13 protein-coding genes are annotated in these 15,492 nt (G+C 70.7%); all 13 read right to left on the reverse strand.

Annotated elements, in window-relative coordinates:
- Positions 1 to 92 precede the first annotated feature (92 nt).
- On the reverse strand, positions 93 to 1,334 hold the full coding sequence (gene glyA / locus OG584_RS10080; protein WP_405777145.1) for a serine hydroxymethyltransferase: 1,242 nt from the start codon (positions 1,332 to 1,334) through the stop codon (positions 93 to 95).
- Positions 1,335 to 1,451: 117 nt separating this feature from the next.
- Positions 1,452 to 2,099: a protein-tyrosine-phosphatase gene (locus OG584_RS10085; RefSeq protein ID WP_405777147.1), complete on the reverse strand. Its 648-nt coding sequence runs from the start codon at positions 2,097 to 2,099 to the stop codon at positions 1,452 to 1,454.
- Positions 2,096 to 2,743 (reverse strand): L-threonylcarbamoyladenylate synthase, encoded by a 648-nt coding sequence (locus OG584_RS10090; protein WP_405777148.1) that lies wholly within the window; start codon positions 2,741 to 2,743, stop codon positions 2,096 to 2,098. The genes OG584_RS10085 and OG584_RS10090 overlap by 4 nt, the downstream gene beginning before the upstream one ends.
- Positions 2,744 to 2,811: 68 nt before the next feature.
- A complete protein-coding gene (gene prmC / locus OG584_RS10095; protein WP_405777150.1) occupies positions 2,812 to 3,657 on the reverse strand; it encodes a peptide chain release factor N(5)-glutamine methyltransferase in 846 nt (281 codons plus the stop codon).
- A 25-nt stretch (positions 3,658 to 3,682) separates the two neighbouring features.
- Positions 3,683 to 4,762 carry a peptide chain release factor 1 gene (prfA, locus tag OG584_RS10100; RefSeq protein WP_405777152.1) on the reverse strand — a complete coding sequence of 360 codons (1,080 nt, stop codon included), beginning with the start codon at positions 4,760 to 4,762 and terminating at the stop codon, positions 3,683 to 3,685.
- 106 nt (positions 4,763 to 4,868) lie between these two features.
- On the reverse strand, positions 4,869 to 5,096 hold the full coding sequence (gene rpmE / locus OG584_RS10105; protein WP_405777154.1) for a 50S ribosomal protein L31: 228 nt from the start codon (positions 5,094 to 5,096) through the stop codon (positions 4,869 to 4,871).
- A 170-nt stretch (positions 5,097 to 5,266) separates the two neighbouring features.
- The gene (locus OG584_RS10110; protein ID WP_405777155.1) at positions 5,267 to 6,370 is read right to left on the reverse strand and encodes an LCP family protein; all 1,104 of its coding nucleotides are present in this window, start codon (positions 6,368 to 6,370) and stop codon (positions 5,267 to 5,269) included.
- 385 nt (positions 6,371 to 6,755) lie between these two features.
- On the reverse strand, positions 6,756 to 8,897 hold the full coding sequence (rho, locus tag OG584_RS10115) for a transcription termination factor Rho (protein WP_405777157.1): 2,142 nt from the start codon (positions 8,895 to 8,897) through the stop codon (positions 6,756 to 6,758).
- A 346-nt stretch (positions 8,898 to 9,243) separates the two neighbouring features.
- Positions 9,244 to 10,161 (reverse strand): homoserine kinase, encoded by a 918-nt coding sequence (gene thrB, locus OG584_RS10120; RefSeq protein ID WP_405777159.1) that lies wholly within the window; start codon positions 10,159 to 10,161, stop codon positions 9,244 to 9,246.
- Between the two features lie 439 nt (positions 10,162 to 10,600).
- Entirely contained in the window at positions 10,601 to 11,674 is a 1,074-nt protein-coding gene (gene thrC, locus OG584_RS10125; RefSeq protein WP_405777161.1) for a threonine synthase, read from the reverse strand.
- Positions 11,675 to 11,680: 6 nt separating this feature from the next.
- Positions 11,681 to 12,982 carry a homoserine dehydrogenase gene (locus tag OG584_RS10130; protein ID WP_405777163.1) on the reverse strand — a complete coding sequence of 434 codons (1,302 nt, stop codon included), beginning with the start codon at positions 12,980 to 12,982 and terminating at the stop codon, positions 11,681 to 11,683.
- 94 nt (positions 12,983 to 13,076) lie between these two features.
- A complete protein-coding gene (lysA, locus tag OG584_RS10135; protein WP_405777165.1) occupies positions 13,077 to 14,468 on the reverse strand; it encodes a diaminopimelate decarboxylase in 1,392 nt (463 codons plus the stop codon).
- Positions 14,469 to 14,480: 12 nt separating this feature from the next.
- Positions 14,481 to 15,449: a DALR anticodon-binding domain-containing protein gene (locus OG584_RS10140; RefSeq protein WP_405777167.1), complete on the reverse strand. Its 969-nt coding sequence runs from the start codon at positions 15,447 to 15,449 to the stop codon at positions 14,481 to 14,483.
- Positions 15,450 to 15,492 lie beyond the last annotated feature (43 nt).

The raw sequence follows: 15,492 nt of genomic DNA on the forward strand, positions 1-15,492 counted from the left end.
ATATCGCTGGCCATCTCAGCCCCACACCTTAGCTTCGGCCTGCATGGGGTGGATGACACACGGGTAGCCCCGATGGTTGCACGAACATCGCTCTAGCCCGAATTCGACGGAAATCTCCTGGCGAGTTCCCGGACTTCTTCACGCGTTCCCCGCTCTTCGCGCAGTGCGGCCGAGAAGAGCCCGGCGATCTCGGCCATCTCGGGCGCCGCCATCCCCTGCGTGGTGACGGCGGCGGTGCCGAGGCGGATGCCCCGCTCGTCACCGTAGGGCAGAGCACAGGTGTCCAGCACCACCCCGGCCGATGCCAGCAGGGACCGTGCGGTCAGGCCGCCGGTACCCAGCGGCGCCGGGTCGGCGGTGATCAGGTGGGTGTCGGTACCTCCGGTGGTGACCGCGAAGCCCTCGGCCGCCAGCCCCGCGGCGAGCACGCGCGCGTTCGCCACCACCTGGTGCGCGTACGCGGCGAACGCCGGGGCCGCCGCCTCGCCGAAGGCGACCGCCTTGGCGGCGATCGTGTGCATCTGGGCGCCGCCCTGGGTGAACGGGAAGACCGCGCGGTCGATGCGGTCGGCGAGCCCGGCCCCGCAGAGGATGAGTCCGCCGCGGGGGCCGCGCAGCACCTTGTGGGTGGTGGCGCAGACCACGTCCGCGTACGGAACGGGGCTGGGCGCCGCTCCCCCGGCGATCAGGCCCATCGGGTGGGCGGCGTCCGCGATGAGGTAGGCACCGGCCTCGTCGGCGATCTCCCGGAAGAGCGCGTAGTCGGGGTGGCGGGGATAGGAGATCGAACCGCAGACGATCGCCCGGGGGCGGTGCTGCCGTGCGAGGGTCCGCACCTGGTCGTAGTCGATGAGACCGGTCTGCGCGTCCACGCCGTACCCGACGAAGTCGAACCACCTGCCGGAGAAGTTGGCGGGCGAACCGTGGGTGAGGTGACCACCGTGGGGAAGCCCCATGGCCAGCACGGTGTCACCGGGCCGCAGAAGGGCCGCGTACGCCGCCAGGACGGCCGAGGAGCCGGAGTGCGGCTGGACGTTCGCGTGCTCGGCTCCGAAGAGCGCTGCGGCCCGCTCACAGGCGATCCGCTCGGCGAGATCGGCCAGCTCACAGCCGCCGTGGTAGCGGGCTCCGGGGTAGCCCTCGGCGTACTTGTTGGCCAGCGACGAGCCGAGTGCGGCCAGGACGGCGGGTGAGGTGAAGTTCTCGGCGGCGATCAGCTGGAGCGAGCCGGCCTGCCGCTCGTCCTCGCCGAGGAGCACGTCGGCCATCTCGGGGTCCTGCCTGCGCAGGGCCTCGAAGCCGGCTGGGTGGGCTGCGGTGGTGGTGACCGGCATCGTGGGCTCCTCGGCGTCCCGTCCAATGTAGGACGGCCCACGCGCCGGCGCCTGCCGGTGATCTGCCGTACGGCGGACGGGCCCGCGCGGAACCGCCCCGCACCGCACCCGGGGGCCTCAGTGCGGCGCTGTCACACCTGTGAGCGCCGTGACCACCGGGTCGAGCGCCTGGTTGATCTCGTCACCGATCGACCGGAAGAACGTGATCGGCGCCCCGTACGGGTCGTTCACCTCGTCCGCTTCCACGGTCGGCGCGAGCAGCCAGCCCCGGAGCGCCGCGGCGGCCCGGACCAGCGCCCGTGCCCGCTCGACCACGCCCTCGTCGAGCGGGTCCGGCAGCGTCGCCGGGTCTATGGCCCGTACCAGCCGGGTGAACTCCTTCAGGGTGAAGGTCCGCAGCCCCGCCGAGTGCCCCATCGAGATCACCTGGGCCCGGTGGTCACGGGTCGCGGTGAGGACGAGATCGGCACGGATCACGTGGTCGTCGAGAAGTTCGCGGCCGAGGAAGCCCCCGGCGTCCGCGCCGTAGTCCGCGAGCACGGTCGCCGCGTTGGCCTCCATCGGGGCGCCCTCGTGGCCCCAGGTGCCCGCGGACTCCACGATCAGACCGTCGGCGAGGCCGGAGCCAAGACGGTCCGACAGGGCATGGCGGGTCAGCCGCTCGGTGATCGGCGAGCGGCAGACGTTGCCTGTGCTGACGTGGAGGATCCTGAACGTGCCGCCGGAGGCGGACACGCCTATGCCACGCCCCTCAGGGGCTGTCAATTGGCCACCTCAAGGTCGGGTACCACCTTGCGCAGTTCCTCGGCGGAGAGCGCGCCCGCACGGAGCAGGACGGGGACCTCGCCGGTGACGTCGACGATCGACGACGGCACGATGCCGGGGGTGGGGCCGCCGTCCAGGTAGACGGAGATGGAGTCGCCGAGCATCTCCTGCGCCGCGCCGCAGTCCTCCGGCGCGGGGTGCCCTGTCAGGTTGGCGCTGGAGACGGCCATCGGGCCGACCTCCGTGAGCAGCTCGATGGCGACCGGGTGCAGCGGCATGCGTACGGCGACGGTCCCGCGGGTGTCCCCGAGGTCCCACTGGAGCGAGGGCTGGTGCTTGGCGACGAGCGTCAGCGCGCCCGGCCAGAAGGCGTCGACCAGCTCCCAGGCCTGCTCCGAGAAGTCCGTGACCAGGCCGTGCAGGGTGTTCGGGGAGCCGATGAGGACGGGGCTGGGCATGTTGCGGCCGCGCCCCTTGGCGTCCAGCAGATCGGCGACGCCCTCGGAGCTGAAGGCGTCGGCGCCGATGCCGTACACGGTGTCCGTCGGAAGTACGACGAGCTCGCCCCGGCGGACGGCGGACGCGGCTTCACGCAGACCGGTGGTGCGGTCGGTCGCATCGTTGGTGTCGTATCGCCGTGCCATTTAGCGGGCCTCCCTGAGCAAAACCTGCAGAGCCTGAGAAATATGGTGCGGAACCGGTCCTGCCATCGTCACGGCAGGGCCTTGCGGGCCGTGGCGAAGCGGGGCCGGTTGTTCAGGTCGGGGTGGTCGGCCGCGTCGGCCCAGCCCCGCTCCTCGGTGAAGATCCACGGGACCTGGCCGCCCTGGGTGTCGGCGTGCTCGATGACGACGACGCCGCCGGGCACGAGGAGACGGTGGGCGGTGCGCTCGATGCCGCGGATCGTGTCGAGGCCGTCCTCGCCGGAGAAGAGCGCCATCTGCGGGTCGTGGTCACGGGCCTCGGGCGCCACGTACTCCCACTCGGTGAGCGGGATGTACGGCGGGTTGGAGATGACCAGGTCGACCTGGCCGTCGAGTTCGGGCAGGGCGCTGAGGGCGTCGCCCTGGTGGACGGTCACCCTGGAGCCCTCGGCGTTCTTCCGGGTCCAGCGCAGCGCGTCGTCGGAGAGCTCCACGGCGTGCACGCGCGAGCGCGGCACCTCCTGGGCCATGGCCAGCGCGATGGCGCCGGAGCCCGTGCAGAGGTCGACGATCAGCGGCTCCACGACGTCCATCGCGCGTACGGCGTCTATGGCCCACCCGACGACCGACTCGGTCTCCGGACGGGGTACGAACACCCCGGGGCCGACCTGGAGTTCCAGGTAGCGGAAGAAGGCGCGCCCTGTGATGTGCTGGAGCGGCTCCCGGGCTTCCCGGCGGGCGATGGTCTCCCAGTAGCGGGCGTCGAAGTCCGCGTCCTTGACGTTGTGGAGCTCGCCCCGCTTGACGCCGTGCACAAAGGCGGCGAGCTCCTCCGCGTCGAAGCGCGGGGAGGGCACGCCGGCGTCGGCCAGCCGCTGGGTGGCCTGGGCCACCTCGGCAAGCAGCAGGTTCATGCGGTTCTCCAGTACGGGCCGGCTACTACTGGGCGGCGGCGAGCTTGGCCGCGGAGTCCGCGTCCACACACGCCTGGATCACTGCGTCCAGGTCGCCGTCGAGCACCTGGTCCAAGTTGTACGCCTTGAAGCCGACACGGTGGTCGGAGATCCGGTTTTCCGGGAAGTTGTACGTCCGGATCTTCTCGGACCTGTCGACGGTGCGGACCTGGCTGCGGCGTACGTCGGAGGCCTCCTGCTCGGCGGCCTCCTGGGCGGCTGCGAGCAGCCGGGAGCGCAGGATGCGCATGGCCTGCTCCTTGTTCTGGAGCTGGCTCTTCTCGTTCTGGCAGGAGGCGACGACGCCGGTCGGCAGGTGGGTGATGCGGACAGCCGAGTCGGTGGTGTTGACGGACTGGCCGCCGGGGCCCGACGAGCGGTAGACGTCGATCCGCAGGTCGTTGGAGTGGATCTCGACGTCGACCTCCTCCGCCTCGGGCGTGACGAGCACACCGGCGGCCGAGGTGTGGATACGGCCCTGGGACTCGGTGGAGGGCACGCGCTGCACGCGGTGCACACCGCCCTCGTACTTCAGTCGCGCCCAGACACCCTGGCCGGGCTCGGTCGCGCCGTTGCCGCCCTTGGTCTTCACCGCGACCTGGACGTCCTTGTAGCCGCCCAGTTCGGACTCGGTGGAGTCGATGATCTCGGTCTTCCAGCCGACGCGCTCGGCGTAGCGCAGGTACATGCGCAGCAGGTCGCCCGCGAACAGGGCGGACTCGTCGCCGCCGGCACCCGCCTTGACCTCCAGGAGAATGTCCTTGTCGTCACTGGGGTCGCGGGGCACCAGGAGCAGCCGGAGTTTCTCGGTCAGCACGTCGAGCTGCTTGTCGAGCAGCTTGACCTCGGCTGCGAACTCCGGTTCGTCGTAGGAGAGTTCACGCGCGGTCTCGATGTCCTCCCCCGTCTGCTTCCAGGAACGGTACGTGGAGACGATCGGGGTCAGCTCGGCGTAGCGCTTGTTGAGCCTGCGCGCGTTGGCCTGGTCGGAGTGGACCGACGGGTCCGCGAGCTGCTCCTCGAGACCGGCGTGTTCGCCGATCAGTTCCTCGACCGCCTCGAACATCGGGGTTTCCTGCTTTCGTACGTCAAGAAGGGCTGCTTCCGGGACGGCAAAAGCGCCGGTCCGGGCGCTCCGGTGAGGAGCGTCCGACGACCGGCGCTGTAGCTCGCTACTTGGCGGCGGAGTCCGCGGCCTTCTTGCCGAAGCGGGCCTCGAAGCGGGCCACACGGCCACCGGTGTCGAGGATCTTCTGCTTGCCCGTGTAGAACGGGTGGCACTCGGAGCAGACCTCGGCACGGATGGTGCCTTCGGAGAGGGTGCTGTACGTGGTGAACGAGGCACCGCAGGTGCAGCTGACCTGGGTCTCGTGGTACTCGGGGTGGATGTCGCGCTTCAAGGTGACTCCTAGTTTCGGGAGGGCGCCGGGTCGTGCGGGCGGAATTGTCCACACGTGAACCGGGGCCAGCGGACCAGTCTGCCAGGAGTGGCCCGCCCGTCAAAATTCCGGACAGTCGGTGAACCGGGGGCGGAGCGGATCTATTCCGCCCACCGCCGCCCGGGGACCGGTCAGGAGCTGGTCACGACCTTGCCGGCATCGCCCTTGTCACCGGCGGAGCCCTTGGTCGCGGAGGCCGGAATCGGCTTGTCCTGCTTCAGCGCGGTCCACACCTGCCGGGACTCAGCCTCCAGCGGGATCACGCGGTTGGGGTCCGAGGGGTCGTACTCGACCGGCATCGTCACCATCTTCGTGGAGCCGGCGCCTATGCCCTTGAGACCGTCGGCGAAGGACGCCAGGCTCTTCACCGAGTCGATGTCGGAGTCGGTGGTGACGGTCTTCGTGGCGGTGTCGGCGAGGCTGTAGAGCTTGTTGGGGCTGGAGAAGATGCCCACGTGCTTGACCTGGCTGATCAGTGCCTTGATGAACGCCTGCTGCAGCTGTATTCGGCCGAGGTCGCTGCCGTCGCCGACACCGTGCCTGGTCCGTACGAGACCGAGCGCGTCCTTCCCGTTGAGGGTGTGGGCGCCCGCCTTCAGGTTCAGGTGGCTCTTGTCGTCGTTGATCGCCTTGCTGGTGGTGACCGGCACGCCGCCCAGGTCGTCGATGAGCTTCTGGAAACCGGCGAAGTCGACCTCCAGATAGTGGTCCATCCGGATCCCGGACATCTGCTCCACGGTCTTCACCGCGCAGGCCGGGCCACCGCTCTCGTACGCCGTGTTGAACATGGCCTGCTTGGCACCGGGGGCGGTCCCGCCCTTGGAGGTGGTGCAGTCGGGGCGGTCGACCAGGGTGTCGCGCGGTATCGAGACCACGCTTGCCTTCTTGTGGCCCTTGTACACGTGGACGACCATCGCGGTGTCCGAGCGGGCGCCGCCCTCGTCCTTGCCGTACTGGGAGTTGGCGCCGGCCCGGGAGTCGGAGCCGAGCACCAGGATGTCCATCGACCCGTTGTCGACGTTGTGCGGGCGGTCGGCACCGAGCTGGGCGTTGATGTCGACGCTCTTGAGATTGCCGTCGAGCTTGAAGTAGAGGAAGCCGAGGCCGCCGCCGCCGAGCACGACCACGCCGGCCGCCACCCATGCGGTGATCACGAGCGCCTTCCGGCGCGATGAGGCCTTCCTGCGGCGTTTGCCGCTGCCCCGTATTCGGCTGCCCTTCTGCGGCTCGCCCATGTCCCCTCCAGCTTTCTCGGTGGTCCCGCTACCTCCTGCCCCGAAAGATCAGGCGCGGTCTGTCGTCACTTGTGAGACGACACATCTCGCAAAATCGTTGCACAACGGTCCGTGACTCCGGAGCGGTGCGAACGTCACGGGGCGTAGCCGGGCGAAGGCCGTAAAAGCGCTCCCCACCTGGGGTTTTCGGGCCGCCGCCACGGATTGTCGGGGGCCGGGGCGGGGCGTGGTCTGTGGCGAAGATCTCGGCGGCCCCGGGCGCCGCACGGCGGCGGCGTGGCCGGCGTGTGAGCGGCCCGTGAGTGCCGTACACCCACCACGCACAACTGGCCCGCCCCGTCACTTCCGTGACGGGGCGGGCCAGTTGACGTTCCGTGACGGAAGGTCAGTCGTTGCCGTTGCCGGGCGAAGGCGTCGTCTTCGCGATCTGCATCAGGAACTCGGCGTTCGACTTGGTCTTCTTCATCTTGTCCAGCAGCAGCTCGATCGCCTGCTGCGAGTCGAGCGCGTGGAGCACCCGGCGCAGCTTCCAGACGATGGCGAGCTCCTCCGCGTTGAGGAGGATCTCTTCCTTGCGGGTACCGGACGGGTCGACGTCCACCGCGGGGAAGATGCGCTTGTCGGCGAGCTTCCGGTCGAGCTTGAGCTCCATGTTGCCGGTGCCCTTGAACTCCTCGAAGATCACCTCGTCCATGCGCGATCCGGTCTCGACCAGCGCGGTGGCGAGGATGGTCAGCGAGCCGCCGTCCTCGATGTTCCGCGCGGCACCGAAGAAGCGCTTCGGCGGGTAGAGGGCGGTCGAGTCGACACCACCGGAGAGGATGCGCCCGGAGGCCGGGGCCGCCAGGTTGTACGCACGGCCCAGGCGGGTGATCGAGTCGAGCAGCACGACCACGTCGTGACCCAGCTCGACGAGGCGCTTGGCGCGCTCGATGGCCAGTTCGGCGACGGTGGTGTGGTCCTCGGCGGGGCGGTCGAAGGTCGAGGAGATGACCTCGCCCTTCACCGACCGCTGCATGTCGGTGACCTCTTCGGGCCGCTCGTCGACGAGGACGACCATCAGGTGGCACTCGGGGTTGTTGACCGTGATCGCGTTGGCGATGGCCTGCATGATCATGGTCTTACCGGTCTTCGGCGGGGCCACGATCAGACCGCGCTGGCCCTTGCCGATCGGTGCGACCAGGTCGATGATCCGGGTCGTCAGCACACCCGGGTCGGTCTCCAGACGGAGCCGGTCCTGGGGGTACAGCGGGGTCAGCTTCTGGAACTCCGGGCGCCCACGGCCGGATTCGGCCGCCATGCCGTTCGCCGAGTCGAGGCGGACGAGCGCGTTGAACTTCTCGCGGCGCTCGCCGTCCTTGGGCTGGCGGACGGCCCCGGTGACGTGGTCACCCTTGCGCAGGCCGTTCTTGCGGACCTGGGCGAGCGACACGTACACGTCGTTGGGGCCCGGCAGGTAGCCGGAGGTCCGGATGAACGCGTAGTTGTCGAGGATGTCCAGGATGCCCGCGACGGGGATCAGGACGTCGTCGTCGGAGACCTGCGGAGCGTCGCCGAACTCCTGGCGCTCACCGCGGCGGCCACGGCGGTCGCGGTAGCGGCCACGGCGTCCGCGGCGGCCTCCCTCGAAGTCGTCGTCGTTCTCGTCGGCGCGGGGGCCGTTGTTCTGGTTGCCCTGGCGCTGCGGGCGCTGGCCGCCGCCCTGCTGCTGGTCGTCGCCCTTGCCGCCCCGGTCACGGCGGTCACGGCCACCGCGCTCGCCGCGGTCCTGACGGTCGCCGCGCTCCTGGCGGTCACCGCGGTCCTGGCCCTGGCGCTCGCCGCGCTCCTGCCGGTCACCGCGGTCCTGGCGCTCACGGCGGTCACCGCGCTGGCCGCGGTCCTGGCGGTCACCGCGCCGGCCGTCGGCGGTGTCGGTGGCCGCCTCCGCCTTGGCCTCCTTGGACTCGGCCGGAGCCGAAGCCGTGGCGGGGGCCGCCACGTCGGTGGCCACGGACGACTCGGCCTTGGCCTCGGCCTTGGCCTCGGCCTTGGCGGCCTTGCTCCCGGCGGCGGACGCCGAGGGCTCGGGGCTGCCGGCCTGGGCGGTGGCCCGGCGGCGGCGCCGCTCACCGGTGGGCTGCTGGTCGTCGCTCGCGGGCTGGCCGGGAATGTCGATCTGCTGCTGGGCCGCGGACTTCTCGGCCGCCGCGGGCTCGTCACCCGTGCGCGACTTGGAAGTGGCACGGCGCTTCGGCTTGGTCTCGGCTGCGCCGTCGCCGCCGGCGTCGGCCTTGGCGCTCTTCGGCGCGGACGAACCGGCCTGCGCCTCCTTGATGACCTCGATCAGCTGGCTCTTGCGCATCCGCGCAGTGCCCTTGATGCCGAGGCCGGACGCGACCTGCTGCAGCTCGGCCAGGACCATGCCGTCGAGGCCGGTGCCGGAGCGGCGGCGCCGTGCGGTGCTGCCGGTGGCAGCACCGGCGGCGGACGCGGCCTCGACAGTGTTGTCGGCAGTCACGCCCATCAGATCGGTGGTGTCGCTCACGAAGGGTCCTTCCCTGGAGCGGGCGTCGGCCTGTCTGGCTCGGCGACCGGTTGTGCTGTCCGACTGCGGTTCTGATCTTGACTGATCGCGAACCGACGCCGGGGCGGTGGTCCGCCGGGGTACGGCGGAGGGCAAGACGTGCTTGGGGTCCGGCAGAGGCCGGTTCCGGAGCGTGCTCGAAACTGCTCAGGCAGGCTGTCAGGCAGTTTGGGAGGCTCCCGGAAGAAAAGGCGGTCCCTGATGGGGACTCTGAGCACCGCGCCGCGAAGACGTCGAGTGCAGACTTGAGGTTAACACTACCGGATCCAACAAATATTCCCCCTCTCGTTCACCGGCAACCGGGCGCCTACGTACCCAGCGGCAGGACGTTCGCACCGGAGGCGTCGAGCGGCAGCCGGTTGGCCGCCCATCCTTCGCCGGCCAGTCGTGCGACCTTGTCGGCCGCACTGCTCTCGACCAGCGCGAGCACCGTGGGGCCCGCGCCGGAGATGACCGCGGGGACGCCGTCCGCCCGCAGTCGGTTGACCAGGGCCACGCTCTCGGGCATCGCCGGAGCACGGTACTCCTGGTGCAGTCGGTCCTCGGTCGCCGCGAGCAGCAGCTCGGGGCGCCTGGTCAGCGCCTCCACGAGCAGGGCCGCGCGGCCCGCGTTGGCGGCTGCGTCCACATGGGGGACGGACCGCGGAAGGAGACCGCGCGCGGTCTCGGTGAGCACCGGCCTGCCGGGGACGAAGACCACCGGAACGATGGACTCCGCCGGATCCATCCTGATGGCGCGCGCCGCTCCGCCGTCGGTCCAGGCCAGCGTGAAGCCGCCGAGCAGGCAGGCGGCGACGTTGTCGGGGTGGCCCTCGATCTCTGTGGCGAGTTCGAGCAGGGCCTCGTCGTCGAGTTTCTCCGCCCCGCCTATGGTCACGGCCCGCGCGGCGACGATTCCGGCACAGATGGCCGCGGAGGAAGAGCCGAGGCCGCGGCCGTGCGGGATGCGGTTGGCGCAGACGACTTCGAGGCCGCGCGGCTGTCCGCCGAGCAGGTCGAAGGCGGTCCGCAGGGAGCGTACGAGCAGATGGCTCTCGTCGCGCGGGAGCGTCTCTCCTCCCTCACCTGCGATGTCGACGTGCAGTCCGGCGTCGGCGACCCGGACGACCACGTCGTCGTACAGCCCCAGCGACAGGCCGAAGGCGTCGAAGCCCGGTCCGAGGTTGGCGCTGGTGGCAGGGGTGCGCACCCGGACGGCGGCGGCACGGAACGCGGGACCGGCCATCGCTCTGACGACTCTCCTTGTGAGACTGCGAGTCTGGTTTCGACCGCGGGATTCGTACGGTGAATTCGGCTGTGCTTTCCGGGAGAACACTCCCCCGGAGCCCCTCGGCCGGACAACCCCGACAGGCCAATCGGGCACCTGCGGGCCATCACGGCAGCAACACCGCGGCATATGCGGCGGAGTGGGTTGCCTACAGCTTATCGAAGGAAGGTTCTGTCGCGACATAGGGCGCACAGGAGGCGCACGATGCGTGTCGCACGCTACCCATGCGCTCCGGACCGCACAGGCCCGCCGACCGGTGTCCCCCGCGGGTGACGCAGCAGGTCAGGAGCGTGGCCGGGGCGTCTCCCGGCCGGGCAGGGCCTTCGGAGGCGGTCAGCCGGGTCGCCGCGGAACTGCGGAATCGCGTTCCACGGCGACCCGGCCGGACGGCCGGAGGCTACGGGGCCAGGCCCAGCCGCTCGGCGGCCACCACGGCGTCGACCGGCACGGTGACGGGCTGCGGGGCTCCCGCGACCGCCCAGTCCGGGTCCTTGAGACCGTTCCCGGTGACCGTGCAGACGATCCGCTGGCCGGGGTCGACCTTGCCCTCTTCCGCCGCCTTCAGCAGACCGGCGACCGAAGCGGCCGACGCGGGCTCCACGAAGACGCCCTCCTGCGAGGCCAACAGCCGGTACGCGGCCAGGATCTGACGGTCGGTGACCTCGTCGATGAAACCGTCCGACTCCTCACGCGCGTCGAGCGCGAACTGCCAGGAGGCAGGGTTCCCGATCCGGATCGCGGTGGCGATGGTCGAGGGGTCCTTGACGATCTCGCCGCGCACGATGGGCGCGGAGCCGGAGGCCTGGAAGCCCCACATGCGAGGGGTCCGGGTAGCCGGCCCGTCCGCCGCGTACTCCTTGTAACCCTTCCAGTACGCCGTGATGTTACCGGCGTTGCCGACGGGCAGTACGTGGACGTCGGGGGCGTCACCGAGGGCGTCGACGATCTCGAAGGCCCCGGTCTTCTGACCCTCGATACGGGACGGATTGACCGAATTGACCAGCGCCACCGGGTAGTTGTCCGAGAGCGAGCGGGCCAGCGTGAGGCAGTCGTCGAAGTTGCCGTCCACCTGGAGGATCTTCGCGCCGTGTACCAGGGCCTGGCCCATCTTGCCGAGGGCGATCTTCCCCTGCGGCACCAGGACCGCACAGACCATCCCCGCCCGCACGGCATAGGCGGCGGCCGAGGCCGAGGTGTTGCCGGTGGAGGCACAGATGACAGCCTTGGCGCCCTGCTCCTTGGCGTGGGTGATCGCCATCGTCATCCCCCGGTCCTTGAAGGAGCCGGTGGGGTTGGCGCCCTCGACCTTGAGGTGTACCTCACAGCCGGTGCGCTCCGAGAGGACCTGCGCGGGGACGAGCGGCGTACCGCCCTCACGGAGCGTCACGACAGGCGTCGCTTCCGTCACCGGGAGGCGGTCCCGGTACTCCTCGATGATGCCGCGCCACTGGTGGGTGCCCTTGGTGGTCATGGGTCCTTACTCCCCTTCAACACGCATGATGCTGGCGACACCGAGCACGGTGTCGAGCTTGCGCAGCGCCTCGACGGTGCCCGAGAGGGCGGCGTCGGGCGCGCGGTGGGTGACGACGACGAGGGATGCCTCGCCGCCTCCGTCCTGCCGGCCCTGCTGGCGTACCGTGTCGATCGATACGCCCTGCTCGGCGAAGACCGTGGCGACCTGGGCGAGAACGCCAGGCTTGTCGGCCACGTCGAGGCTGATGTGGTAGCGCGTGACGACATCACCCATGGGACTCACGGGCAGCATCGTGTACGCGGACTCGCCGGGCCCGGTGGCCTCGTTGAGCCTGTTTCGGCAGACCGCGACGAGGTCGCCGAGTACTGCGGAAGCGGTCGGTGAGCCACCGGCGCCGGGGCCGTAGAACATCAGCTGCCCGGCGGCCTCGGCCTCGATGAACACCGCGTTGTACGCCTCGCGCACCGAGGCCAGCGGGTGGCTGAGCGGGATCATCGCGGGGTGGACGCGGGCGGTGACGGACCTGCCGTCGGCGGCGCGCTCGCAGATGGCGAGCAGTTTGACCGTGCAGCCCATGCGCTTGGCGGACGCGATGTCGGCCGCGGTGACCTCGGTGAGGCCCTCACGGTGGACATCGTCAAGACGTACGCGCGTGTGGAAGGCGATTCCGGCGAGGATCGCGGCCTTGGCCGCGGCGTCGAACCCCTCGACGTCGGCCGTGGGGTCGGCCTCGGCGTATCCGAGCGCGGTGGCCTCGTCCAGCGCCTCCGAGTAGCCGGCGCCGGTGCTGTCCATCTTGTCGAGGATGAAGTTCGTGGTGCCGTTGACGATGCCCAGGACGCGGTTCACCTTGTCGCCCGCGAGCGATTCGCGCAGCGGGCGGACGAGCGGGATCGCACCGGCGACGGCGGCCTCGTAGTAGAGGTCCCTGCCGTGCCCCTGGGCGACCGCGTGCAGCTCGGCGCCGCCCTTGGCGAGCAGCGCCTTGTTGGCGGAGACGACGCTCGCGCCGTGCTCGAAGGCGGCGGCGATGAGCGAACGGGCCGGCTCGATGCCCCCGATGACCTCGATCACGACGTCGATGTCCCCGCGCTTGACCAGGGCCATCGCATCCGTGGTGATGAGCGCGGGGTCGATGCCCTCACGGACCTTGGAGGGGCGGCGGACCGCGACACCGGCGAGCTCGACGGGGGCACCGATGCGTGCCGCGAGGTCGTCGGCGTGCGTCGTCATGATGCGCGCCACCTCTGAGCCGACGACTCCACAGCCCAGCAGCGCCACCTTCAGCGGACGCGTACGCATCATCCGACCTCACTTCTCATACTTCTACGGTTTGACCAGTCTCACTCACCGGACGGGGGTTTCTGTCCCCCGTCCGGATTCTGAGATGACTATTTCACTAGCCGACATCCAGACGCAGGAGATCTTCCTCCGTCTCACGCCGGACGATCACCCGGGCCTCGCCCTCCCTGACCGCGACGACGGGCGGGCGCAGGGCGTGGTTGTAGTTGCTCGCCATGGCACGGCAGTAGGCGCCGGTGGCCGGGACCGCCAGCAGGTCGCCGGGGGCGAGGTCCGCGGGCAGGAACGCGTCCTTGACGATGATGTCGCCGCTCTCACAGTGCTTGCCGACCACCCGGACGAGCATCGGCTCGGCCGTGGAGGTCCGGGAGACGAGGGCCACGCTGTATTCGGCGTCGTAGAGGGCGGTACGGATGTTGTCGGACATCCCGCCGTCGACGCTGACGTAGGTCCGCAGCGCTTCGAGCGGCTTGATGGTCCCGACCTCGTACAGGGTGAAGGCGGTGGGCCCGACGATGGCGCGCCCCGGCTCGACCGAGAGGCGCGGGGTGGCGAGGCCGGCCGACTCGCACTCACGGGTGACGATCTCGCCGAGCGCCTTGGCGATCTCCTGCGGCTCACGGGGGTCGTCCTCGGAGGTGTACGCGATACCGAGGCCGCCGCCGAGGTCGATCTCCGGGAGCTCCACACCGTGTTCGTCGCGCACCTCGGCGAGGAGCTGGACGACGCGGCGCGCGGAGACCTCGAAGCCCGCCATGTCGAAGATCTGGGAGCCGATGTGCGAGTGGATGCCGATGAGTTCGAGCCCGTCGAGCTTGAGCGCCCTGCGGACGGCTTCGGCGGCCATACCGTCGGCGAGGGCGATCCCGAACTTCTGGTCCTCGTGGGCGGTGGCGATGAATTCGTGCGTGTGGGCCTCGACACCGACCGTCACCCGGATCTGGACGGGCTGGCGCACCCCGCGGCTCTGCGCGATGTGGGCGACGCGGACGATCTCCTGGAACGAGTCGAGCACGATGCGCCCGACACCGGCGTCGACGGCCCGCTCGATCTCGTCGGTGGTCTTGTTGTTGCCGTGGAAGGCGATGCGCGCGGCGGGCATCCCGGCCGCGAGAGCGGTGGTCAGCTCGCCGCCCGAGCAGACGTCGAGGTTGAGCCCCTCTTCCTTGAGCCACTTGACGACGGCGCGCGAGAGGAATGCCTTGCCCGCGTAGAACACGTCCGCGTCCCGCCCGAAGGCGTCCGCCCAGGCCCGGCACCTGGCCCGGAAGTCGGCCTCGTCGAGGAAGTAGGCGGGGGTGCCGAATTCCTCGGCCAGCCGGGTCACTTCGATACCGCCGACGGTGACGACCCCGTCCGCGTTGCGGCCGACCGTACGCGCCCAGACCTTCTCGTCCAGGGAGTTGAGGTCGTCGGCGGGGGCCGAGTAGTGGCCCTCGGTGTAGACATCGGCGTGCCGGGGTCCGGCGGGGTGTGCGGAACGGCTCATCTCTTCGCTCTCTCAGATGTTTTCGGGTGCGCTGACACCGAGCAGGGACAGGCCGCCTGCCAGCACCGTCCCGGCGGCCTCGGTGAGGGCGAGCCGGGAACGGTGGGCGGCCGAGGGTTTCTCGTCCCCGACGGGGAGCACCGCGACGTGGAACGTCAGGAAGGCGTCGGCGACCACCACGAGCTGGCGGGCGATCCGATGCCCGGCGCCGAGGGGTACGGGGGCGCCGGGCGCCTGCGCTGGGGCGTCCGCGGCTTGCGCGGGAGTGCCGGGCGCCGGGGCGGCGGACGCGGTGGCGCCTTCGCGAGGCGCTGTGCGGACGTCGGCGCCGATGGCGGATTCAACGGCGGCGGGGTAGTCGGCGATGGCCGCGACCAGGACGGCGGCTCCGCGGTCCCGCTCACAGGCCGCGTCGTACTCGGCTCCGGACGCGGCTCGGAAGCCGAGATCGCGGGCATTGCGCAGCAGGGCGCGGCTGCGGGCGTGGGCGTACTGGACCCGGAACAGCGGATTGCTCTCCCGCCGCACCAGCAGCTCGCCACCGCCACCGCCGAAGAGGGCCCCCCAGCGGGCGGCGTCGAGGCTCGGGTGGTCGGCGTCGGGGCTCGGGTGCCCGGCCGCGGCCGGGCCGGGCCTGCCGCCCAGGCCGTACCCCGCGCCCTCGGCGAGCACGGTGCGTACGACCGTGCCGGAGCCGTCCGGCACCAGCGTGAAGTTCAGGAAGCCCGGCCCGGTGATCTCGACCCGCTCGATCCCCCGCGTACCGGCGATGCGCTGCCGCAGGGCCTCGGCTACCGCGCGGGGAGCCATCCCGGCCGGGCCGGCCAGCTGGAGGGCCGCACTGGTCGCGTAGTCGCCGCTTCCGCCGGGCCTGGGCCGCTCGACCCTGACCCGCTCGGGAACAGGCACGCACAGGGCACCCTCGTCGACCGCGCGGCGCACAGCGCGCGCGACGGTACGGGAGAGCTCTGCGGGAGTCACAGGACCAGCGTATGGGAGAAGGGGGGCCACTCCGCGAACCGGT

Origin of the sequence: Streptomyces sp. NBC_00859, assembly GCF_045161865.1 — a bacterium.
In the GTDB taxonomy this organism is placed as follows: Bacteria; Actinomycetota; Actinomycetes; order Streptomycetales; family Streptomycetaceae; genus Streptomyces.